The organism is Pseudomonas tremae, from assembly GCF_023278125.1.
Classification (GTDB): domain Bacteria; phylum Pseudomonadota; class Gammaproteobacteria; order Pseudomonadales; family Pseudomonadaceae; genus Aquipseudomonas; species Aquipseudomonas tremae.
In genome coordinates this window covers 4554405-4576084 of record NZ_CP066270.1, presented here as the reverse complement: position 1 = coordinate 4576084, position 21680 = coordinate 4554405, and the positions used below count along the sequence as shown (strand labels likewise).

21 protein-coding genes are annotated in these 21680 nt (G+C 59.2%); 9 read left to right on the top strand and 12 right to left on the bottom strand.

Annotation, left to right across the window (positions count from 1 at the left end; genetic code table 11):
• Nucleotides 1–5: 5 nt before the first annotated feature.
• From ybeY to miaB, 3 genes are all read right to left on the bottom strand, one after another.
• Entirely contained in the window at nucleotides 6–506 is a 501-nt protein-coding gene (gene ybeY / locus I9H09_RS20715; protein ID WP_005888758.1) for an rRNA maturation RNase YbeY, read from the bottom strand.
• The gene (locus I9H09_RS20710; RefSeq protein WP_005888759.1) at nucleotides 499–1521 is read right to left on the bottom strand and encodes a PhoH family protein; all 1023 of its coding nucleotides are present in this window, start codon (nucleotides 1519–1521) and stop codon (nucleotides 499–501) included. The genes ybeY and I9H09_RS20710 overlap by 8 nt, the downstream gene beginning before the upstream one ends.
• Before the next feature lie 177 nt (nucleotides 1522–1698).
• Nucleotides 1699–3027 carry a tRNA (N6-isopentenyl adenosine(37)-C2)-methylthiotransferase MiaB gene (gene miaB / locus I9H09_RS20705; RefSeq protein WP_005888760.1) on the bottom strand — a complete coding sequence of 443 codons (1329 nt, stop codon included), beginning with the start codon at nucleotides 3025–3027 and terminating at the stop codon, nucleotides 1699–1701.
• 130 nt (nucleotides 3028–3157) lie between these two features.
• Between miaB and I9H09_RS20700 the strand changes: the two genes are divergently transcribed.
• Nucleotides 3158–3484: a DUF1820 family protein gene (locus tag I9H09_RS20700; protein ID WP_005888761.1), complete on the top strand. Its 327-nt coding sequence runs from the start codon at nucleotides 3158–3160 to the stop codon at nucleotides 3482–3484.
• Nucleotides 3485–3525: 41 nt separating this feature from the next.
• Here the strand turns inward: I9H09_RS20700 and I9H09_RS20695 are convergent, their stop codons facing one another.
• The 4 genes from I9H09_RS20695 to I9H09_RS20680 form a co-directional block, all read right to left on the bottom strand.
• Nucleotides 3526–4074, bottom strand: coding sequence for a tetratricopeptide repeat protein (locus I9H09_RS20695; RefSeq protein WP_005888762.1), 549 nt, complete (start codon nucleotides 4072–4074; stop codon nucleotides 3526–3528).
• Nucleotides 4075–4369: 295 nt separating this feature from the next.
• Complete coding sequence (gene hemL / locus I9H09_RS20690; RefSeq protein ID WP_122347144.1) at nucleotides 4370–5653, bottom strand: glutamate-1-semialdehyde 2,1-aminomutase; 1284 nt, start codon at nucleotides 5651–5653, stop codon at nucleotides 4370–4372.
• Nucleotides 5654–6073: 420 nt separating this feature from the next.
• Nucleotides 6074–6691, bottom strand: a complete 618-nt coding sequence (gene thiE, locus I9H09_RS20685; RefSeq protein ID WP_122311373.1) for a thiamine phosphate synthase — start codon at nucleotides 6689–6691, stop codon at nucleotides 6074–6076.
• A 23-nt stretch (nucleotides 6692–6714) separates the two neighbouring features.
• Nucleotides 6715–7512 (bottom strand): hydroxymethylpyrimidine/phosphomethylpyrimidine kinase, encoded by a 798-nt coding sequence (locus tag I9H09_RS20680; RefSeq protein ID WP_024670313.1) that lies wholly within the window; start codon nucleotides 7510–7512, stop codon nucleotides 6715–6717.
• Between the two features lie 374 nt (nucleotides 7513–7886).
• Here I9H09_RS20680 and I9H09_RS20675 point away from each other — a divergent pair, with 374 nt between their 5' ends.
• From I9H09_RS20675 to I9H09_RS20660, 4 genes are all read left to right on the top strand, one after another.
• Nucleotides 7887–9881 carry a sensor histidine kinase gene (locus I9H09_RS20675; protein ID WP_024670312.1) on the top strand — a complete coding sequence of 665 codons (1995 nt, stop codon included), beginning with the start codon at nucleotides 7887–7889 and terminating at the stop codon, nucleotides 9879–9881.
• 138 nt (nucleotides 9882–10019) lie between these two features.
• Nucleotides 10020–11669 (top strand): acyl-CoA dehydrogenase family protein, encoded by a 1650-nt coding sequence (locus I9H09_RS20670; protein ID WP_053931561.1) that lies wholly within the window; start codon nucleotides 10020–10022, stop codon nucleotides 11667–11669.
• Between the two features lie 52 nt (nucleotides 11670–11721).
• Nucleotides 11722–13185, top strand: a complete 1464-nt coding sequence (gene amn / locus I9H09_RS20665; RefSeq protein ID WP_122311376.1) for an AMP nucleosidase — start codon at nucleotides 11722–11724, stop codon at nucleotides 13183–13185.
• Nucleotides 13186–13263: 78 nt separating this feature from the next.
• Complete coding sequence (locus I9H09_RS20660) at nucleotides 13264–13896, top strand: pseudouridine synthase (protein ID WP_024670309.1); 633 nt, start codon at nucleotides 13264–13266, stop codon at nucleotides 13894–13896.
• Nucleotide 13897: 1 nt separating this feature from the next.
• On the opposite strand, the gene I9H09_RS20655 is transcribed toward I9H09_RS20660, so the two are convergent.
• Complete coding sequence (locus tag I9H09_RS20655; RefSeq protein ID WP_005888773.1) at nucleotides 13898–14377, bottom strand: Lrp/AsnC family transcriptional regulator; 480 nt, start codon at nucleotides 14375–14377, stop codon at nucleotides 13898–13900.
• Nucleotides 14378–14772: 395 nt separating this feature from the next.
• Here I9H09_RS20655 and I9H09_RS20650 point away from each other — a divergent pair, with 395 nt between their 5' ends.
• A complete protein-coding gene (locus I9H09_RS20650; protein WP_122347145.1) occupies nucleotides 14773–15846 on the top strand; it encodes a DUF6515 family protein in 1074 nt (357 codons plus the stop codon).
• A gap of 6 nt (nucleotides 15847–15852) precedes the next feature.
• On the opposite strand, the gene I9H09_RS20645 is transcribed toward I9H09_RS20650, so the two are convergent.
• Both I9H09_RS20645 and I9H09_RS20640 read right to left on the bottom strand, forming a co-directional pair.
• A complete protein-coding gene (locus I9H09_RS20645) occupies nucleotides 15853–16746 on the bottom strand; it encodes a cation diffusion facilitator family transporter (RefSeq protein WP_024670307.1) in 894 nt (297 codons plus the stop codon).
• Nucleotides 16747–16773: 27 nt separating this feature from the next.
• Nucleotides 16774–17193, bottom strand: a complete 420-nt coding sequence (locus tag I9H09_RS20640; protein WP_005888782.1) for a hypothetical protein — start codon at nucleotides 17191–17193, stop codon at nucleotides 16774–16776.
• Nucleotides 17194–17744: 551 nt separating this feature from the next.
• On the opposite strand from I9H09_RS20640, the gene I9H09_RS20635 reads away from it, so the two are divergent.
• Together I9H09_RS20635 and I9H09_RS20630 are read left to right on the top strand one after the other, a co-directional pair.
• On the top strand, nucleotides 17745–18671 hold the full coding sequence (locus tag I9H09_RS20635; RefSeq protein ID WP_122347146.1) for a Gfo/Idh/MocA family protein: 927 nt from the start codon (nucleotides 17745–17747) through the stop codon (nucleotides 18669–18671).
• 73 nt (nucleotides 18672–18744) lie between these two features.
• The gene (locus tag I9H09_RS20630) at nucleotides 18745–19713 is read left to right on the top strand and encodes an alpha/beta hydrolase (protein ID WP_053481336.1); all 969 of its coding nucleotides are present in this window, start codon (nucleotides 18745–18747) and stop codon (nucleotides 19711–19713) included.
• A 10-nt stretch (nucleotides 19714–19723) separates the two neighbouring features.
• Here the strand turns inward: I9H09_RS20630 and I9H09_RS20625 are convergent, their stop codons facing one another.
• Nucleotides 19724–20263, bottom strand: a complete 540-nt coding sequence (locus tag I9H09_RS20625) for a DsbA family protein (RefSeq protein ID WP_122347147.1) — start codon at nucleotides 20261–20263, stop codon at nucleotides 19724–19726.
• Between the two features lie 107 nt (nucleotides 20264–20370).
• Nucleotides 20371–21066, bottom strand: a complete 696-nt coding sequence (locus I9H09_RS20620; protein ID WP_005888794.1) for a tRNA (adenine(22)-N(1))-methyltransferase — start codon at nucleotides 21064–21066, stop codon at nucleotides 20371–20373.
• A 170-nt stretch (nucleotides 21067–21236) separates the two neighbouring features.
• Here I9H09_RS20620 and I9H09_RS20615 point away from each other — a divergent pair, with 170 nt between their 5' ends.
• Nucleotides 21237–21620, top strand: coding sequence for a RidA family protein (locus I9H09_RS20615; protein WP_122347148.1), 384 nt, complete (start codon nucleotides 21237–21239; stop codon nucleotides 21618–21620).
• Nucleotides 21621–21680 lie beyond the last annotated feature (60 nt).

Here is a 21680-nt window from a genome sequence, read left to right as displayed (position 1 = left end):
AGCCCTTACTCGTGGTCCTTGCTGGGTGTGTCTGAATGGGGGAGGTCGGCACTTTCGTCGTCGGCATAAGGGTCGGGGTAGCCCAACTCCTCAAGCAACGTTCGTTCCAGTGCTTCCATTTCTTCGGCTTCTTCATCATCGAGGTGGTCGTAACCCAACAGATGAAGGCAGCCATGAATGACCATGTGCGCCCAGTGCGCGTCGATGGACTTGCCCTGTTCGGCTGCTTCGCGGTTGACCACCGGTACGCAGATGACCAGATCGCCCAGCAACGGGATGTCCAGCATGTCATCTGGAACGTCCGCCGGGAAAGACAGCACATTGGTGGCGTAATCCTTGTGCCGCCAAGTGTGATTGAGCTCGCGGCCTTCGGTTTCGTCAACCAGCCGGACAGTCAGCTCGGAATCGGCACTGCGCTGGCGCAGGCCCATTTCACACCAGAGGCGGAACTGGGCTTCGCTGGGTGCGCTTGTTTCGCTTGCGACCTGCAGATCCAGCTCAAGCATCGCGGTTCTTGTCCCGTGAGTAGCTGTTGTTGCCCGACGGGCCATCGCTGAGCCGGTCATCGAAGCGCTCGTAGGCTTCCACGATGCGCTGCACCAGCGGGTGGCGAACCACATCCTTGGGTTTGAAATGCGTGAAGCTGATGCCCGGCACATCCTTGAGCACATCGATGACGTGCGTCAGACCCGACCGGGTGCCCTTGGGCAGGTCGACCTGGGTGATGTCACCGGTGATCACGGCTGTGGAGCCAAAGCCAATACGGGTCAGGAACATCTTCATCTGCTCGACGGTGGTGTTCTGACTTTCGTCGAGAATGATGAAGCTGTTATTAAGGGTGCGTCCGCGCATGTAAGCCAGCGGTGCGACCTCGATGACCTGTTTCTCGATCAGTTTGGCGACGTACTCGAAGCCGAGCATCTCGTACAGTGCGTCATACAGCGGGCGCAGGTACGGGTCGATCTTCTGCGCCAGATCGCCGGGCAGGAAGCCAAGCTTCTCGCCAGCCTCTACAGCCGGGCGCACCAGCAGGATGCGGCGGATCTGCTCGCGCTCCAGTGCATCGACTGCGCAAGCCACCGCTAGGTACGTCTTGCCAGTACCCGCAGGGCCGATACCGAAGTTGATATCGTTGCTGAGCACTTCCTTGACGTAACGCTGCTGATTCAGGCCGCGCGGGCGAATCATGCCCTTTTTGGTGCGCAGCGAGACGCCGACTTCGGCGGCAGGGTGGTTGTCCAGGCCGTCAACGCCGGATTCCTGAAGAAACAGGTGCACCATGTCCGGCGTCAGCTCGGTACCTTTGGTTTCCCGGTACAGGCGGCGCAGAAGGTTCTCGGCGGATTGGGTTTGTGAGGTCTCGCCAATGAGTTCGAACTGATTGCCGCGGTTGCGGATCTCGATGTCCAGGCGTTGTTCGATCAGGCGCAAGTGCTCGTCGAGTTGCCCGCACAAGTTGGCGAAACGATGGGCCTCGAAAGGCTCGAGGGTGAAGCGATGAGGTTCTATGGGTGCGTTCAAGGTCGTTTAATGGCCGTCCGGCGGCAATTTGAATGTATTGAAGAATACCCTCTGGCGGTGGTTGTGCGAAAGCTTTGCCTCGTTAAAGGCCGCGCCAGGAGTTCACCGTGCTCAAGGGTAGGGACCGCACAGAAACGAATTCATTCGGCGATTCGTTTCTGCGGCGGGATGCACGCCTTACTGTAGCAGTGAGCCACGCAAGGAATGAGGCTGTGCATCATCGATGTGTACATCGGCAAACTGCCCGATCAGCTGGGGATTATCGCAGCGGAAGTTGACGATCCGGTTGTTCTCGGTGCGGCCTTGCAGTTCGCCCGGGTCTTTCTTCGAATAGTCGGTCACCAGAATGCGCTGCGTGCTGCCTACCATCTGTCGGCTTATCTCGAAACCCTGCTGGTTGAGGCGATGTTGCAGGGCTGCCAGGCGCTCTTTCTTGAGGGCTTCCGGCGTGTCGTCCTTCAGGTCAGCGGCTGGCGTGCCGGGGCGCGGGCTGTAGATGAACGAGAACGAGAAGTCGAAACCCACGTCCTCGATCAGCTTCATGGTGTTCTCGAAATCTTTTTCGGTCTCGCCCGGGAAGCCGACGATGAAGTCCGAACTGATGCTGATTCCCGGCACCGCAGCCCTGAGTTTGCGCAGCCTGGATTTATATTCCAGCGTGGTGTGGTTGCGCTTCATGGCCGCCAGAATGCGATCGGAGCCTGACTGCACCGGCAAGTGCAGGTGCTTGACCAGCTGCGGCACGTCGGCATGAGCCTGGATCAGGCTGTCGGAGAACTCCAGCGGGTGCGAGGTGGTGTAGCGGATGCGATCAATGCCATCGACGGCGGCAACGGCCCGGATCAGGTCAGCCAGATCTGCGACGCGCCCGTCATGGGTGTTGCCGCGATAGCCGTTGACGTTCTGGCCCAGCAGGGTGACTTCGCGCACGCCGTAGTCGGCCAGGTGAGTGACCTCGCTCAGCACGTCATCGAACGGTCGGCTGACTTCTTCGCCACGGGTGTAGGGCACTACGCAGAAGGTGCAGTACTTGCTGCAGCCTTCCATGACCGACACATAAGCGCTCGGGCCATCGACACGAGGCTCTGGCAGATGGTCGAATTTTTCGATTTCCGGGAACGAGACATCGACCTGCGGCAATCGGGTAATGCGGGCCGCGTCGATCATTTCCGGCAAGCGATGCAGGGTTTGCGGGCCGAACACCACGTCCACATAGGGCGCGCGGTCGCGAATGGCGGCGCCTTCCTGGCTGGCAACGCAACCGCCGACGGCAATTACCATCTCGGGGTTGGCCAGCTTCAGCTCGCGCCAGCGGCCGAGCTGTGAATACACACGGTCCTGGGCGCGTTCGCGAATCGAGCAGGTATTGAGCAGAATCACGTCGGCGTCTTCCGCGCGAGCGGTGACTTCCAGAGCCTGATGTTCGCCCAGCAGATCGACCATGCGCGAGCTGTCGTACTCGTTCATCTGGCAACCGTGGGTTTCGATGTAAAGCTTCTTGGCCATGCGTGATCATCAACCGATTCAGTGAACCGCGCATTATAAGGATGAAGGGCTCGGGTTCCTAGCGTTGGCTGTCCGATGGACATGCTATAGTCCGCGCCCCTTTTTCATCTCTGATCGTTACCCGCCCGTTATGACCAAACGCGAAGCTCCAATCTACAAGGTGATTTTTCTCAACCAGGGACAGGTGTTTGAAATGTATGCCAAGCAGATCTATCAAAGTGATCTGTGGGGCTTTCTGGAAGTGGAAGAATTCGTCTTCGGCGAACGCACGACTGTCGTGGTCGACCCGAGCGAAGAAAAACTCAAGGCTCAGTTTGAGGGCGTTGTGCGCAGTTTTGTGCCGATGCATTCTATCGTGCGTATCGATGAAGTCGAGCGCATAGGCACGCCAAAGATCAGCGAAGCACGCGGCACCAGCAACGTGATGCCGTTCCCCGTGCCGATGCCGGAAAAATAGCAACACGGGTCATGAACAGCGATTGCCCTGAGCGAATCAGGTCAGGGCAATGGGGAGAACGGGCTGCGACCTTCGGCGGTCTGCAGTTCGAGCAGGTATTTGCGGAATATCTGGCCCAGCACTTGAGTCGCCACTTCCAGCTCGTCACGCTGCATTTTTGCCGATACTTCGTCTGCGGCATCCAGCGCTTCTTCAGAACCGTTGACGGCGGCCATTTTCAGCACGATATACGCCTGAATGTTATTGGCCTGCACACCTTCGCCACGGCTGAACATCAAGCCCAGTTGATACTGCGCCTGGGCATGGCCCTGCAGCGAAGCCTGCTCGAAGTAACTCAGCGCCTGCGGCAAATCGCGAGGTGCATTCTTGCCCTCGTAATAGAACTCACCCAACTCGTATTGTGCCTGCGCATCTCCACCCTGAGCGGCCTGCTGACAGGCTGCGAGTGCTGCGGGCAGGTTTTCTGGCTGTGTATTCAGGGTGCAACGACCCATCGCCGGAATTAACAACGAGTTGCCGCCGGCATTGGCCAGCAGAGGATAGACAAGCAACAGGCAGCCCAATACAAGGGTGCGGCCGGTGCGGTTCATGGGAGTCGACTTACCTCTGAAAAAGGTGCGGGCATGCCCGACCAGCTAAACGGGCTGGCTGCGCATTATGAAATAAGCTGAGCCAACCTTACAAAGTCTTTACGGATTTTCTGCTGCACGGCTGGAAAAAACTCGTCTTGAGTGAGGCATTGCCCTGAACAAGACTTCCTGTGCCGTGTATTTGCAGTTTGCGCACTGCATTGTAGAAGCAAAATACACACTTAACGTTCCGTTTCATTCACAAGCTTCACGTGCGCCGGTTCAATGACACCTTGCGCACGTGAGCCTGACGAACTTATTTCAACGCAGCAAAAGCCTTTTCAGCAGCATCCAGTGTCAGCTTCAGCTCTGCATCGCCGTGGGCAATCGAGGTGAAACCGGCTTCGAAAGCACTTGGCGCCAGGTAGACACCGCCGTCGAGCATCATGTGGAAGAAGCGCTTGAAGCGGTCGGCATCACTGGTCATCACGTCTTCGAACGTTACGATTTCGCTGGCCTCGCTGAAGTACAGGCCGAACATGCCGCCTGCCTGTGTGGTGACGAACGGGATGCCCGCTGCATCTGCGCGCTGCTGCAAGCCCTCCAGCAGGCGGCGGGTGTAATCGCTCAGTTCATCATGAAAGCCCGGACGGCTCATCAGGCGCAAGGTGGTCAAGCCGGCGGCCATCGCCAACGGGTTGCCCGACAGTGTGCCTGCTTGGTAAACCGGGCCCAGCGGTGCGATGTGCGACATGATTTCTCGTTTGCCACCGAAGCAACCGACCGGCATGCCACCACCGATGATCTTGCCGAAGGTGCTCAGGTCGGGCGTCACGCCGTAGTAAGCCTGTGCGCCGCCGAGGGCGACACGGAAACCGGTCATCACTTCGTCGAAAATCAACACCACGCCATGCTCGTCGCACAGGGCGCGCAGCCCTTGCAGATAGCCCGGCGCAGGTGGCACGCAGTTCATGTTGCCAGCCACCGGTTCGACGATGATGCAGGCCACTTCCTGACCGACCTCTGCCAGCAGCTCACGCACAGCGTCCAGGTCATTGAACGGTACGGTCAGCGTGTGTTTCGCGAAAGCGGCGGGTACACCGGGGGAACTCGGCACGCCCAGCGTCAGTGCGCCCGAACCGGCCTTGACCAGCAGACTGTCGGAATGACCGTGGTAGCAGCCTTCGAACTTGATGATGCTGTCGCGACCAGTGAAGCCGCGGGCCAGACGAATCGCACTCATGGTGGCTTCAGTGCCCGAGCTGACCATGCGGACCATTTCCATCGAAGGCACCAGTTCGCAAACCAGATCGGCCATCTCGGTTTCCATGGCCGTCGGCGCGCCGTAGGACAGCCCGTGTTCCAGCTGGTTACGGACGGCGTCGAGCACTTCCGGGTGGCTGTGGCCAAGAATCATCGGGCCCCAGGAGCCTACGTAGTCGACATAGCGTTTGTCGTCTTCGTCAGTCACGTAAGCGCCGGCAGCGTGCTTGAAGAACAGTGGCGTGCCGCCCACGCTCTTGAAAGCGCGAACCGGCGAATTGACGCCACCGGGGATGTGTTTTTGGGCGTTGGCGAAGAGTGTTTCGGAACGGGACATGATCGGTTCTCTGCTTTGAAACGGGGAATTCGTGTCTACGCTGGGGTCAGCCGAGGCGGGCAGCTTTATACCGGGCTGCTTTATTGGGTGGCGTGAGCCAGAGAAGGCGCAGGAACGCGCACTATATCAAATGCCGGGCAGCGCATGCTTGCCCCGGTCGCTCCCACAAGAGCGAGCCGGGCAGTTATCAAGAGCGTGGGAATAACGTTCGTGAAGCTCTGCGAGGCCTTGTGCGCGGTTAGGCGTACTGTGTCACCAGCCCGAATATTCGTGACGCAGAGCGTCACGAACTGCATGCCAACGCGGAGCATTGGCACGATAGTCAAGCGGCTAAAGTCCATCGTCTGGACCATCGTGGCTTGATCGACACCATAGAATCTCCCGCAGCTTCGGCCAGTGTCTCAAGCGGGCTTGCAATGCTTACAACAGCGCCGTGAATGCCTTGGCCCGCCGGGTGACTTCCCGGGAAGTCTCGGCGCCGAACAGACCGTGCACGACGGCCAGCAGGTCTGCACCGTGCTCGACCAGTTGCGGGGCGTTTTCCAGGGTGATACCACCGATTACCGCTATCGGCAGATGGACCTTGGTGCGCACCTGAGCGATCAGGTCCAGCGGCACTGCCGGGGCGCCCGGTTTGGTCTGCGAGTTGAAGAATCGGCCAAAGGCAACGTATGTCGCGCCGTCTGCCTTGGCTCTTTCAGCCAGATCAAGGCTGCCGTGACAGGTCGCGCCGACAATTGCCTTGTGCCCCAACAAGGCGCGTGCATCCGGCAACGAGCCGTCAGTCTGCCCCAGATGTACCCCAACCCCCAGGCGCGCCGCGAGTTCGGCGTCGTCGTTGATGATCAGGCGGGTCTTGTAGCGTTCACACAGCTTCAACAGTTCGGTGGCTTCGCGCAGCCGGCGAGATTCTTCGTGGGTCTTGTCACGGTATTGCAGCAGGGTAACGCCGCCTTCCAGTGCTGCCTCGACATAAGACAGGAACCTGCCAGTCAGCAACTGGCTGTCGGTGATGGCATACAGGCCACGTAGTTTCATGCATCGAGCCTCATGGCAGTGCGTTACGAACAGAAATCCAGTGGTAAGCGACGAGGCACAAACTGCCCTCGGCCCAGCTGCTCGGCGTCCCGCAGTGTGCGCCATGTGTAGTCCAGCGCCGACTTAACGGCGCTGACCCGCTCTTCGCCCTGTGCGAGACGCCCGGCCAACGCGCTGGCCAGCGTGCAGCCCGAACCGTGATAGCTGCCGGGCAGGCGTTCGCAGACAAAGGTGTGGGTCTGCCCACCGCGTATGTAAAGACGATTGTGAATTTGCTGCTCGTCGCCATGGCCGCCAGTGATCAGCAGGTATTCACAGAAAGGCAGTAGTTTTTCTGCGCACTCGTCTGCTGTACCGTCTGCAAGCTCGGCGAGGATGCGTGCCTCCGGAAGGTTTGGCGTGGCAATTGCACACAATGGCAGTAGCCGCTCACGCATGGCGTAGCCCACCTCGTCCTTGCCCAACCGTCCGCCACCGCCCGCTCTCAGGACCGGGTCGCAGACCATTGGTAAATGCGGGTTGGCTTGCAGCAGTTCGACAACGGTGTCGACCATCTCCAGCGAGCCGAGCATGCCCAGCTTGACTGCAGCCACACACGAGTCGTTGAGAATTGCATTGGCCTGTGCCATTACCCATTCGCGATCCAGCACGCGAAAATCGCTGACATCTACCGTGTCTTGCACAGTGAGTGCGGTAATGGCGGGAGCGGCATGACAGCCTTGGGCGAGCAGGGCTTCGATATCGGCCTGTATACCGGCACCGCCACTAGGGTCGTGGCCGGAAAGGCAGAGGACAACGGGACGGGAACTGTAGATATTCATGGTGGGCGAGCTTATCACTAAACCTTATGACGGACCGCTCGCGGATACCGTGTTTTTATCAGGCCGGTGAGGCGCGCGGCCAACTGCAAGATCAGACAAATCAGCGTGAAGAAATTTCATGTTTGCGCGCAGATGTCCGATATAGAGCTGTTAAGTCGATTTTCGAGGCGGTACTGTCTTTGCGCTATTAGCGGCTATGCTTCACTGGTATGGCTGATTATCGTCGGTCTGCAGCTTTTCTTATGGCGAATTTCGCCGGTACATATTCACGTTCAACTGTCTGTTTGAATCATTAGCCTGTTTCAAGGATAGAAATTTGCGGGACGTCGTCATCAATGGATGGATTGAATGCGACGACCTACCTTGGGGCTTCAATGCGCTATCTGTTGATCATTCTGGCTTTTTGGCTGCCGTTGCAGGTGCATGCAGTCGAGTTTGATGAAAACACTCGTTTTCTGCCGCTGGGTCGTGCCCTTCAGGTATTTGAAGACCCGACCGGTGAAGCTACTATCGAAAGCGTCAGCTCTGCAGCGCTGGCGGATGCGTTCAAGCCCTTGCGTGGCGGGACCTTCAATGCCGGTTATTCACGTTCGGCTTTCTGGCTGAAAGTCGAGCTGTCGTATCGGCCTGTCGGCACCGAAACCCATAACGAATGGCTGCTGGAACTGGCCTATCCGCCAATGGACCACATCGACTTCTACGCCCCGGATGCCAACGGAAACCCCAGACTGACCTGGCAGACCGGCGACATGCTGCCTTTCTCCAGCCGCCAGTTCGCCCAAAACAACTACCTCTTTCAACTGGACTTGCCAGCGGGGCAGACGCGTACGGTGTATCTGCGCATTCGCAGCGAAGGCTCCGTTCAGGCGCCGCTCAATCTCTGGTCCTCGCACGCCTATCTCGAATCGCAGCCCTCCAAGATTTACGTTTTCGGCCTGATGTATGGCGTATTGCTGGGGATGCTCGTCTATAACCTGTTCATCTACGTCAGCGTTCGTGAACGCGACTACCTGTATTACCTGCTGTATGTCGCTTCGTTCGGGCTTTACCAGATGTCGATCAATGGCGTGGCGATCGAGTACTTGTGGCCTGACAGCCCTTGGTGGGCGAACGCGTGCACGCCGTTTCTGATGGCGGTGGCCACTTTGTTTGCCTGTCAGTTCTCGCGCAGCTTTCTGGTCACCGCCCAGCTTGGGCGCTGGCTTGATCGCCTGTTGCTGGCGATCATTGGTGCAGCGGTGCTGGTGATGGGCATGGCCCTGTTTCTTGGCTATGGACCGGCGCTGCGCTCGGCAACCTATCTGGTGATGGCGGGCACGCTCACGATTTATCTGGCTGGCATCGTCGCCGTAATGAAGGGCGAGCGCGTCGGACGCTATTTTGTGCTCGCCTGGTCGGTCTTTCTGGTCAGCGGGCTGATTTTCATGCTCATGCTGCTGGGCTACCTCCCCAATACATTCCTGACTCTCTATGCCTCGCACATCGGCACTGTGCTGGAAATGGCATTCCTGTCCATGGCGCTGGCAGACCGTATCAACCACAACCGGCGTCAACAGGCACAGACACTGCTGGCTGCCGGTCAGGACCTTGAACGCCTCAATCTGCAACTGGCCACCAGCAACCGGTTGAAAGATGAATTTCTCGCCACGCTGACCCACGAGTTGCGCACGCCAATGAACGGCGTGATCGGTTCGCTGGAAGTCATGCAGACCCTCGATATGGACGACGAGGTCGAGATGTATCAGCAGACGGCGGCCAGTTCTGCCCGGGACATGATGTGCATGATCAACGGCATTCTGACGCTTACCGAACTTCAGGCCGGCGTGCTGTATGCCCATTGCGACGCCTTCGCGCCGCTTGATCTGGTCGACAGGTTGCGTGATCGCTTCAGTGGCGTGGCTCAGTCAAAGGGCTTGATGCTGACCCTTGATGTGGACGATAAGCTGCCTCCAGGCATTCGCGGCGATGCCGCCAAGCTCTATCAGTGCATCGAATGCCTGATGGATAACGCGATAAAATTCACTCGCAAGGGCCGGGTGCAGGTTCGCTTCAGCGGTCATCCACGGGACCTTGAGCGTATGGACCTGCGCGTCGAAGTGATGGACAGCGGTATCGGCTTCAGCCAACTGGATGACGCCGTGCTGTATCAGCATTTCTTTCAGGTCGATGGCTCGATGACCCGCGAATATGGCGGGCTGGGTATCGGTCTGGCGATCTGTCGCAAGCTGGCGGAGCTGCAGGGCGGCGAATTGAGCCATCGTTCCGAGCCTGGCAAGGGCAGTTGCTTCACGTTGAACATTCCGGTGCTGATGGTCGTGCCGGGCGCTGTGCGCAGGGCACCGCAGTTGAAAGCGCAGTGGGGCATATGAGCGCGCGGCTGCAATAACATTCCGGTATGGCTGACCGTCGAAACCTCTGACGTTTCGGCGCCTATGCCACTGTCGCCCGCATCGGGTGCGTGATTCACTATCTGCCGGGTGCGCATGCAAACAGGCAGGAGATGACCCATGACCCTGAGGCCATTCGCTGAAACTCATCTGGTCACCAATCAGCCGCCATCGCTGGACGGCGTAAACCTCTACCGCATTGACCTGCCGCTTCAGGAATGGAGCCAGCGATACGGAGCATGTTGGGCGCAGGCGCGGATCGACGCTTATGGTGCGCTGGCGGGCGGGCCCTTGATGGCTGCGGGTTTTCTGGCAAATCGGAACAAGCCTGTGTTTGCCAGCCACGACCGTTACGGGCATCGCATTGACCTTGTCGAATTTCACCCGGCGTATCACCAACTGATGAGTACTGCCATCGAGCATGGCATTACTTCACTGCCGTGGACCGAACCGCAGCCCGGCGCTCACGTCGCACGCGCCGCGATGAGCTATCTGCACACGCAGGCCGACCCCGGCAGTGGCTGCCCGCTGACCATGACCTTTGCCAGTGTTCCGGCGTTGAGGCAGCAGCCGGGCCTGGCCGACATCTGGCTGCCCAAGGTGCTGTCCACTCAGTACGACCCCCGCAATGTCGGTATTGCGCACAAGGCCGGTGCGACCATTGGCATGGCGATGACTGAGAAACAGGGCGGCACCGATGTGCGGGCCAACACTACACGCGCTTTTCCGGCAGGTGTCGGCGGCCCAGGCAAGGCCTATGAGCTGGTGGGGCACAAGTGGTTCTGCTCTGCGCCGATGTGCGATGCGTTTCTGACTCTGGCGCAGACTGGAAAAGGGCTCAGTTGCTTTCTGCTGCCCCGCCACAGGCCTGATGACACCCGCAACGAGTTTTACATTCAGCGTCTGAAAGACAAGCTCGGCAACTGGTCCAACGCCTCCAGCGAAGTAGAGTTTCGTGGCGCGCTGGCGTGGATGATCGGCGAGGAAGGACGCGGCGTGCCGACCATCATCGAAATGGTTGCGATGACCCGGTTCGATTGCATGATCGGCTCGAGCGCCCTGATGCGTCAGGCGCTGACCCAGGCCACACACCATTGTGCGCACCGAGCGGTGGGCGGTCGACTGCTGGCCGGGCAACCGTTGATGCAGAACGTGCTGGCTGACCTGGCGTTGGAAAGCGAGGCCGCGTTGGCGCTTACCTTACGCCTGGGCCGTGCGCTGGATCATCTGGATGATGACCACGAAAGGCGTTTCGTCCGGCTAATCACGGCAGTGGGCAAATACTGGATCTGCAAGCGTGCCCCGGCCATGATCAACGAAGCCGCCGAATGTCTGGGCGGCGCGGGCTATGTCGAAGACAGCATTCTGCCCCGGCTGTACCGCGAGGCCCCGGTCAATTCGACGTGGGAGGGTTCCGGCAATGTGCAATGCCTTGACGTGCTGCGCACACTGTCCAAAGAGCCCGGCGCACTTGATGCGCTGTTCGACGAACTGGGCGACGGGCATGGCGACCGGCACCTGGCGTTGCATATCAGCAAGCTCAAAACGGCATTTCACGACACTGGCGACATTGAGTATCGCGCCCGGCAACTGACGGAAGACATCGCCGTTGCTGTACAAGGCAAGCTATTGCTGGAAGCTGGTAATGCAGCGGTCAGTGATGGTTTTATTGCTGGTCGAATCGCGTCAGTTGGGCGGGTATATGGCGCCTTGCCACGAGGGGTCGACGTAGAAACATTACTGCGAAGGTCTTCGCCGCAGGTGGCATGAGCACGCGAACCCGTTACGATGCACGACTGCAAGATCAGACAGGACATGAAACGTGACCCAAGCCTTTGTTGTCGTAGACACCGCCGAGCAAGCCGTCGAGCGGCTTGCCGAGCTGCACGAACGCGCGACCAGCGCGTTGAGCCAGGCGCTCAAGCGCTACCTGAAAGACCGCGTCGAGCCGAGCGCCGAAGAACGTGCGCAGTTCCGCTACCCGGAGCTGCGCCTGGTCTACAAATGCCACGGTGAAGTCCCGCTGACGACCCGCGCTTACGCCAAGGTCCAGCTGCCGGGCACTTACAGCGTCACTGTCACGCAGCCCAAGGCATTCAAAAAGTATCTGCTGGAGCAACTGGTTCCGCTGATGAGCGACTTCACCGTGACGGTTGAAGTCGGTATGAGCGAGCAGAACATCCCCTATCCCTACGTGGTGGAGCAGGGTGACGAGCTGGCGGGCACCGGCGTGACCGCTGCTGCGCTGGCGCGGGTCTTCCCGAGCACCGACCTGTCCGCCGCGACCGATGGTATTGCCGATGGCCTTTATGACTGGGCCAATGTCGATCCGCTACCATTGGCGCTGTTCGATGCTGCACGGGTGGATTTCTCTCTGCGCCGCCTGGTGCATTACACCGGCAGCGACTGGCGTCATGTTCAGCCGTGGATTCTGCTGACCAACTACCACCGTTATGTTGACCAGTTCATTCTGCATGGCCTGGAAAAACTCCGTGAAGACCCGCGCTTCGTGCGCATGGTCCTGCCGGGCAATGTGGTAGTGGACAAGAGCATGGGCGTTGACGAAGCCCAGGCGATTGTTGCCAGCGTGGTCTGGCACCGCTACCAGATGCCGGCTTACCACCTGATCGCCGAAGACGGCCATGGCGTGACGCTGGTCAATATCGGCGTAGGCCCTTCCAACGCCAAGAACATTACCGACCACCTGGCGGTGCTTCGTCCGCACTGCTGGCTGATGATCGGTCACTGTGGTGGCCTGCGTCAGTCGCAGACCATCGGCGATTACGTGTTGGCCCACGCCTACATGCGTCGTGACGGTATTCTCGACCGCGTGCTGCCGCCGCACATTCCGATTCCGGCCCTGGCCGAGGTGCAGCTTGCCTTGCAGGAGTCTGCTGCGCAGATTACCGGCGAACGTGGCGAAGAGCTCAAGAAGCGTCTGCGCACCGGCACCGTGCTGACGTACGACGATCGCAACTGGGAGCTGCGCTGGGCGCAGGAACGGCCGTTGATCAACCTGTCCCGCGCGGTGGCGGTGGACATGGAAAGCGGCACCATCGCCGCCCAGGGTTATCGTCTGCGAGTACCTTACGGCACGCTGCTGTGCGTTTCCGACAAGCCATTACACAGCGAAATCAAGCTGCCGGGTTCGGCCAATGCATTTTATGAGCGTGCGGTCAGCCAGCACTTGAAGATCGGCATTGCTGCGCTGGACCTGATGCGCACTCAACTGAACTCGCTGCACTCGCGCAAACTGCGCAGCTTCGATGAACCGCCATTTCGTTGATGGCTGTTCGTTAATAGGTTGGTATTTGCAGAAAGGGCCACTAAAGTGGCCCTTTCTGTTTTCCGATTCCCCATTCCCATGCCCCGCACTCAACGCCCTGTTTCCCGACGCGCTACTCCCGGCCCGGCGAATGCTTCCCGCCGTGTCGCCAAAGCGCCGCCAGCCGAACCGAAGCTGATCCTGTTCAACAAGCCTTTCGACGTGCTGACGCAGTTCAGTGACGAAGGTGGTCGGGCCACGCTCAAGGACTTCATCGACATTCCCGGCATCTATCCGGCAGGGCGGCTGGACCGCGACAGTGAAGGTTTGCTGCTGCTGACCAACGACGGTCAGTTGCAGGCGCGGATTGCCGATCCGAAGCACAAGCTGGCCAAAACCTATTGGGTACAGGTCGAGGGCGAGCCGAGCGAAGCCCAATTGCAGCAATTGCGCGACGGTGTCCAGCTTAACGACGGCCCGACCTTGCCGGCCGAAGCTCGGCAACTGGAAGAGCCGCAGCTCTGGCCGCGCAACCCGCCTGTGCGCTTTCGCAAAAGCGTGCCGACCAGTTGGCTGGAACTGGTGATCAAGGAAGGGCGCAACCGGCAGGTAAGGCGCATGACTGCCGCAGTCGGGTTGCCCACTTTGCGGCTGGTGCGAGTCAAAATCGGCAACTGGACGCTCGACGGGCTGGATCAGGGCCAATATCGCGAAGTCGCTGCACAGCTATGAGTCAGCTGCGCAGGTGAATCAGCGGCATTTCCGTGCTGGCCAGCACCTGATTGAGCACGAAACTCGACTTGACGCTGGTCACGCCCTCGATACGCGTCAGGTGTCCCAGCAGCAGCTTCTGATAGTGATCCATGTCCGGCACCACCACTTTCAGCTGATAGTCCGCGTCCATGCCGGTCACCAGGCTGCACTCCAGGACCTGCGGCAGATTACGGATGTGCTGCTCGAAATTCTCGAACCGCTCTGGCGTGTGTCGGTCCATGCCGATCAATACGTAGGCGGTCAGGTTCAAGCCGAGTTTCTTGCGATCCAGCAGGGCGACCTGACGCACGATGTAGCCGTCGTCCTCCAGCTGTTTCACCCGACGCGAACACGGTGAAGGCGAAAGACCAATTCGTTCGGCCAGCTCCTGGTTGGAAATGCGCGCATCCCGCTGCAGTTCCGCCAAAATGCTCAGGTCATATCTGTCGAGCTTGCTCACGGTGCATCCCTTAATGAGTTCAATTGCGCTGGATTATTCATCTGAAGTCAAAAATTGCGCAAGTGATGTTTTAATCGGCAATATTAGCAATCTTCGGCCACCGCATCGGGCCTATTCTTTTAAGCGTAATCACTGCCCGGACACAGCGTCCAGCGCGACCCGCCCAATCAGGCCGGTCGCGGCCTACCACCCGACAGGGTGTGCAAGGCCCCCGGGCTACATACTGTCCAGAAGACGGCATGCGGTGAGCCGACGTCAAAAGCGTTGCGCAGGACGACGAAATATCTCAAGGGGGCCACAGGGTCCCCTTTTCTTTGTCTGCTGATAAAGTGCGCAGAACGGCGCTACGCTTCAGCAGTCTTAATAACGTCTACCCGCGTCCGAGTGAGGAAAGCATGAAATCTGGCATCTGGCAGTTTGCGGGGGTAAGTCTGTTGTGTCTGAGCATCGGCGCTCATGCATGGGCCGACGAGCGTGATGAATCTCGGCAAAACCAGCTGTATGGCAGTCCCGGTGAAAACGGGCAGCAGCGCCAGCAACAGCAACAACAGCTTTACCAGCAGCAGAACAATCAGCAGCGCCAGATTCAGCAACAGCAGAATCAGCAGCGTCAGGTCGAGCGCCAGCAACAGCAGCAGATTCAGCAGCAACAGCTTCAGCAGCGCAACGTCGAACGTCAGCAGCAACAGCAGATCGAACAGCAGCAGCGCGATCAGCAACGTCAGATTCAACAACAGCAAAACCAGCAGCGCCAGCAGTTGCGCCAGAGTCAGGACAATCTGCCTATCCAGAGCGGGCCGAAAGAGGTCTGGCAAAGCCAGCCACCGCGTGAGGGTTACTATCAGGACATCCCGCGCGGCAATAACCGCAACTGGCAGGCCGGTCGCCCCAATGATCACTGGGAAGGTCGTCCGGACGGGCGCGGCAACGGCTGGGGGCCAGGCCCGCAATATCGTCCCGGCCATGCGATAGATCGCGTCCCGGGCGGCTATTCGCGCATTCCCTATCGCGGACAGGATTTCTACTATTCGCAGGGCTACTGGTATCGCCCGCAAGGCCCCCGCTATGTTGTGGTGACGCCGCCGTATGGCGTTCGCGTGAGCAGACTGCCTTCCTATTCACAGGAAGTGTGGGCCGGCAGCAGCCTGCTGTTTCTGGCCGCAGGTACTTATTATGCGTATCAGCCTGATACTCAGGATTATGTAGTGGTCAATCCGCCGCAGAACGACGCGGGTTATCAGGCCCCGGCCGAGCAGCAGAGCAACGGCTACGACCCGGTTGCCTATCCTCAGAACGGTCAAAGCCCGCAACAGGTCGAACTTGATCGTTACCAGTGCTACCGCTGGGCCGCCAAGCAGAGCGGCTTCGACCCGGCCAATTTTTCCGGCCAGCCGCCGCCTGAAGTGGTCGACCTGTATCGCCGCTCGATGGGCGCGTGTCTGGCAGGGCGCGGCTACAGCGTCAATTGAGGCTCGTCAGGCGTTACTGTTCCTGACCACTTCCTGCGGGTCGGCGTGGACCAGCACTTCGGCTTTCGGGAACTGCTCGTGAATGGCATCGGCGACCTTGTCGCACAGCGCGTGGGCCACCGACAGGGTCAACGCCCCCGGTAATTCCAGATGCAACTGCACGAACCAGTGATTGCCGGAAATTCGTGTGCGCAGATCGTGCGCCCCGAGAACACCCGGCACACTGCAGGCGAGTTCCAGCATGCGGGTGCTGACATCCGCCGGCAATTCCTCGTCCATCAGCACCGAGACGGTTTCGCGGGCGATTTGCAGGGCGCTCCACAGAATGTAAAGCGCGATGCCCAGGCCAAAGTAGGCATCCAGCTGTTGCCAGCCGAAATAAGCCAGGGTCAGGGCCACCAGAATGCTGGCGTTGAGTAACAGGTCGGAGCGGTAGTGCAGCGAGTCGGCACGAATCGCTGCAGACCCCGTCGCCTTGATGACCCGCGATTGCAGAGTGAGCAGTGCCAGCGTCAGTGCGATGGAAATAACCATGACCACCATGCCCAGCAACGGCGCGCCCAAGGGCTCGGGGTTCTGGATGCGCTCGATTGCCTGAACCGCGATCAGCACGCCACTGACGGTGATGAACAGCGCCTGTGCCATGCCTGAAAGCGCTTCCGCCTTGCCATGACCGTAACGATGATCATCATCGGCGGGACGCAGCGCGTAATGCACCGCGAGCAGGTTGAGGAACGACGCTGCACCGTCGAGCAACGAATCGGTCAGACCGGCCAGCAGGCTTACCGATCCGCTCAGCCACCAGGCCACGCCCTTGGCCAGAATCAGCGTCACGGCAACCGCCAGCGAGGCCCGGGTCGCCAGACGCAGCAGTCGGGAATGTTCGGCAGTGGTGCTCATGACGCTTTTCCTTGAACGGTATGTGTATCAGGCCGCCGGGACCAGACCCAGTGAAGCCAGCTGTTCGACGCTGCCTTTGTGCTGAATCAGGCGCGGGTCATTCAATGGCAGCGAGCGGCCCAGTTCGGTTTCGATGATGGCTTGCAGCTTGGTGTTATCGACGCTGCCGTCGGCCTTGAGCGCTTTTTGCAGTTTCTGCGGATCAATCTGCGCGTGCTCGCCTGGCGCGTAATAGATTGCACCTGTCGCGAAGTCCACCGCGAACGCGATCACGCCGGGGACGATGTAGAACAACAGCGCGAACGCATCCAGCGCCGCAATGGCCGGGTCAACCTTGCCATCAATCTGACCCCGGCGGTCCGGATAGAAAATACTGCCGCAGGCAGAAATCTGAGTCAGCAACGTGGCGACCAGAACGCCACCGATCAAGCGAGAAGGAATGCGCATGGAAAGCTCCTGAAATGAAGAGGGCAACTATACAAGGCAATGGCTGCAAGGCTAAGACTATTGAGCGATGGGAGTGGTTCTGTGGCTGATGAATATCGATGCTCGTGCCTGTCCTCTGTGCTGAGCGTTACACACAAGCCTTGAACGCCTTTAAAACAGGCTTCTGCCCGCAGTGCGTTTGCTGCCGGTCCCCTGCAGATGGGAAGCACGTTTACCACAAGAGCGAGCCGGGCAGTTATCAAGATCGTCCCGACGCTCTGCGTGGGAATGCAGTTCGCTACGCAGCGCGTCGCACATCAGCCGCAACGCTTGTTTCAGGCCGCACAAGATGCAGGCGCGCGCCAGGCCTACTGCATGCCAACGCGGAGCATTGGCACGATAGTGATTGGCGTACTCCCGCCTCAAATCAGGGATAAGCGCTCAACGGCGTCAATACTGCCCTCGACGATCATCCACTGAAAACAACTGTGCTTTGCCGATGCCCCTTACCGATCACGTTTAACATCTGGTTTACTGTGCCCAAGATAATTACAAAAACCCAGGAGTCATGTATGCAACCGATTCGTCTCGGTCTGGTGGGCTACGGCAAGATCGCTCAGGACCAGCACGTGCCCGCCATCCACGCCAATCCAGCGTTTCAATTAGTGGCTGTTGCTACGCAGGGTCAGCCGTGTGCCGGGGTGGAGAACTTCAAGTCCTTGAGCGAACTGCTTGAAAGCGGCCTGGACGTTGATGCAATCGCGTTCTGCACGCCGCCTCAGGGACGATTCGCGCTGGTGCAGCAGGCGCTGGCCGCAGGTAAGCATGTGCTGGTTGAAAAACCGCCCTGCGCCACATTGGGCGAAGCGATGGCATTGGTGCAGCAGGCAACGGAGCAGGGCGTCAGCGGTTTTTTCGCCTGGCATTCGCGATACGCGCCCGGTATCGAGGCCGCGCGTGACTGGTTGTCGACCCGTACCTTGCACAGCGTACAGATCGACTGGAAAGAAGACGTGCGCAAGTGGCACCCAGGCCAGGCGTGGATCTGGCAACCTGGTGGTCTCGGCGTATTCGATCCAGGTATCAATGCCCTGTCGATCGCAACCCATCTGTTGCCGCTTCCATTGTTCGTAGCGGTTGCCGAACTGCGCGTACCCAGCAACTGCCAGTCGCCAATTGCCGCTTCGATCAAGATGTCCGATACCCGTCAACTCGATGTCCGCGCAGAGTTCGACTTCGATCACGGCCATGATGAGCTCTGGAGTATCGAGATTCGTTGCGCTGAAGGCACGTTGCGACTGGATAACGGCGGCGCGCTGTTGAGTATCGATGGCGTGCGTCAGGCCGTTTCGGAAGAGGGCGAGTACGCAGCTGTATATCGTCACTTTCAACGCCTGATCAGCGACAAGGCCACTGACATGGACCTGCAGCCATTGAGACTGGTCGCGGACAGTTTTTTTGTCGGCAGTCGCGTGTCGGTTGAACCGTTTTACGATTAACCGCCTCTCAGGTACACGCGGGAGCAAGCATCGTGCTGGTTCTCGCCACCTCAGCCTGACTAGAGAGTGAAACGTGGACATCAAACAGCTTTGGCCATTCAGCGAGCAAGAGTTGGTGGAAGTGCGTCGGTTCAACAAAACCCTCGCACGTCTGCCACGCTTTCGAATCCGCAACCGCGTCACGCCTTTGGTGATCCAGACATTGTTGCGTGTGAGTCAGGTTGGCGGCGCCCTCAAACCTTCCAGGCATGGCCTGCGAATCGAAAAAAGAGTGGTCAGCACCAATAACGTTCCGGTGCCGGTGCGAATTATCAAGCCGCGGGGCACGCCCAAGGCCGTAGTGCTGGATATTCATGGGGGCGGCTGGGTGATCGGCAACGCGCAGATGAATGACGATCTGAATGTCGGCATGGTCAATGCGTGCGATGTAGCTGTTGTCTCGGTTGATTATCGTCTCGCGTTATCAACCCCCGTCGAAGGCCTGATGGACGATTGTTTCTCTGCTGCTTGCTGGCTGTTGGGCGACTGTGAAGAGTTTGCCGGGCTGCCCGTCATCGTCGTCGGCGAATCAGCGGGCGGGCACTTGGCTGCCGCCACTTTGCTCAGGCTGAAAGCCAGGCCCGACTTGCTCGAGCGCGTCATCGGTACGGTGCTGTATTACGGCGTCTACGACCTGACCGGAACACCGAGCGTGCGCACTGCAGGCCCCGATACGCTGGTGCTGGACGGCCCGGGAATGGTCAGCGCAATGCGCTCGCTCACCCCCGATATCAGCGACGAAGAACGCCGCGCCCCGCCGTTATCGCCACTCTATGGCGACCTGACCGACCTTCCGCGCGCATTGATGTTTGTCGGGGAGATTGACCCTCTACTGGACGACACGCTGCAAATGGCTGAGCGCTGGTCAGACTCGGCGAACGTTGAAATGCATCTTTTGCCTGAGTGTCCGCATGGGTTTATCCACTTTCCGACCGCATTGGCGCGCAAGGTTCTTGCGCGCACTCATGAATGGATAAACGAACGGACTGCGGCGCTGGCCTGAGCCCTTTGCCTCAGGCTATCTCCGAGACCCACTTCGATACCGGGTCGCCGCTGCTCAAACCGGGCTGCACGAGGCCGTCGATCATGAACGTCGGCGAGACGTGAATGCCGTTCTGTCGTGCATATTTGGTGTGCCACTTTACAGCCTGTTCAAGCTCGGGATTGGCAAACGCTTCGGCCAGCGCCAAGCCGCTGTAACGTTCGATTCGCGCAATGATGTCATTGGGCGTGGCATCGAGGTTTGGCCCGCCAGCATGGTGTTCAAACTCGAACTCTTCGCGATGTGAGGCAACCGCGGTCATCACCGCCTTGGCGCTTTCCTTGCCGTCTTCCAGAGTTGCTGCCGCCAGAATGCAGCGCACGATGACCCGGGAAAACATGTGCCAAGGCTGAGATTGCAGGCGAATTTTGACAGTGACCCTGTCTTCCCCGGCTTGCGCCAGCAGCTCGTCGAGCTTGAAGAAGGCCTTCACCGAAAAAGGGCAGGTTGGCTCAAGGAATACTTCGAACAGGCGAGGCCCGTGGCCCCAGGAAAGTGAGTCTGACTGCATGCTTGTGTTTCTCCTGTCGATGATTGCGCAAGAGGCGCGTGGAGACTGATTTACGCGGTCTGTCGACCCTGCGCTTTTGAGAGCTGCTCAGGCGGGGAGTTCGATTTTCAGGCCAGCAACTCGGTTATCCACCTTATCTGCTGCGCAACCTCCTGCATTTTTTCTTCGGGTACTGCCCTCTGTGCTTTGGCAAAGCTGCTCAGTGTCTTCTGTTTTTCACCCAACAACCGTTGCCATTTGAGCAAGAATGCGGGGCTGCGCGCCTGCATCTGCAGAGGGCCGAAATACAGCTCTTTTGCGGTGTACTTCACTGAGCCAGTGCATTCGGCGACGATGATTTCGTAATCGAAACGGTTTTCCCGCAGCACCTCCTCGCCGACGATGCGGTAGCCATTCTCCATCAGCCAGCGGCGCAGCGGCTGTTCACCACCGTTGGGTTGCAGGATCAGGCGCTCCTGACCGCTCAGGCGCGCCTTGCCGCTTTCGAGGATGTCGCGAATCGTCTCGCCGCCCATGCCACAGAGGCTGACTGCAGTGATCCCGTCTGCCGCCTCGATCGCCGCCAGGCCATCAGCCAGACGTACGCTGATCTGTTGATCCAGGTCGTTCTCGCGCACCGTGCGCTCGGCAGCGCAAAACGGCGTCAACGCTACTTCGCCTGCTACCGCCGCCGCGATGACCCCACGGTTCAACAGTGCCACCGGCAGGTAGCCGTGATCCGAGCCGATATCAGCCAGCCGCGCGCCTTTCGGCACATGCAAGGCAACGCGCTCAAGGCGCATGGACAATGTCTGTTCTTTCAATCGCCACACCTTTTAACCGGAAACATCCGACACTGTTGGCTGGATCGGGGCCGCGATTCTGTCGGGCAACGCTGCACATTTCAACTTTCCACGAAAAAGCCCACGACTCGACCCGCCCCTATCGCTCGCGTAGGCTTGCCGTTTTACGTACTTGGCAGAGCAGAGACCTCATGGCAAACGCAGACATTACCTTCACTCCCGACCCGGATGCGGACTCCATTTCCTCTGATGTTGCCGATTTCAACGGTCTGCTGGTCAGCACCCAGATCCCGACCCGACCCGACGGCAGCCTGGAATTGGGCGACATCAGCGAACAAAGCGAATGCACGCTTCGCGCCTTGAAAGACGCATTGGAGCGCGCGGGCAGTTCGATGGACCGGGTCATGCACCTGACCATCTACCTGACCGACATGGCAGATCGCGCGGCATTCAATGAAGTGTACAAACGCTTCTTCAAAAAACCGTGGCCTGTTCGGGCAGCGGTGGGTGTGGCTGCGCTGGCAGTGGATGGAATGCGTGTGGAAGTGACAGCGATGGCGGCCAAGGCGGGCTGATGCCCGTCGTTTCTGATTAGTGACTCTCGTGCCAATGCGCTGGTACACATTTCAGCGAAT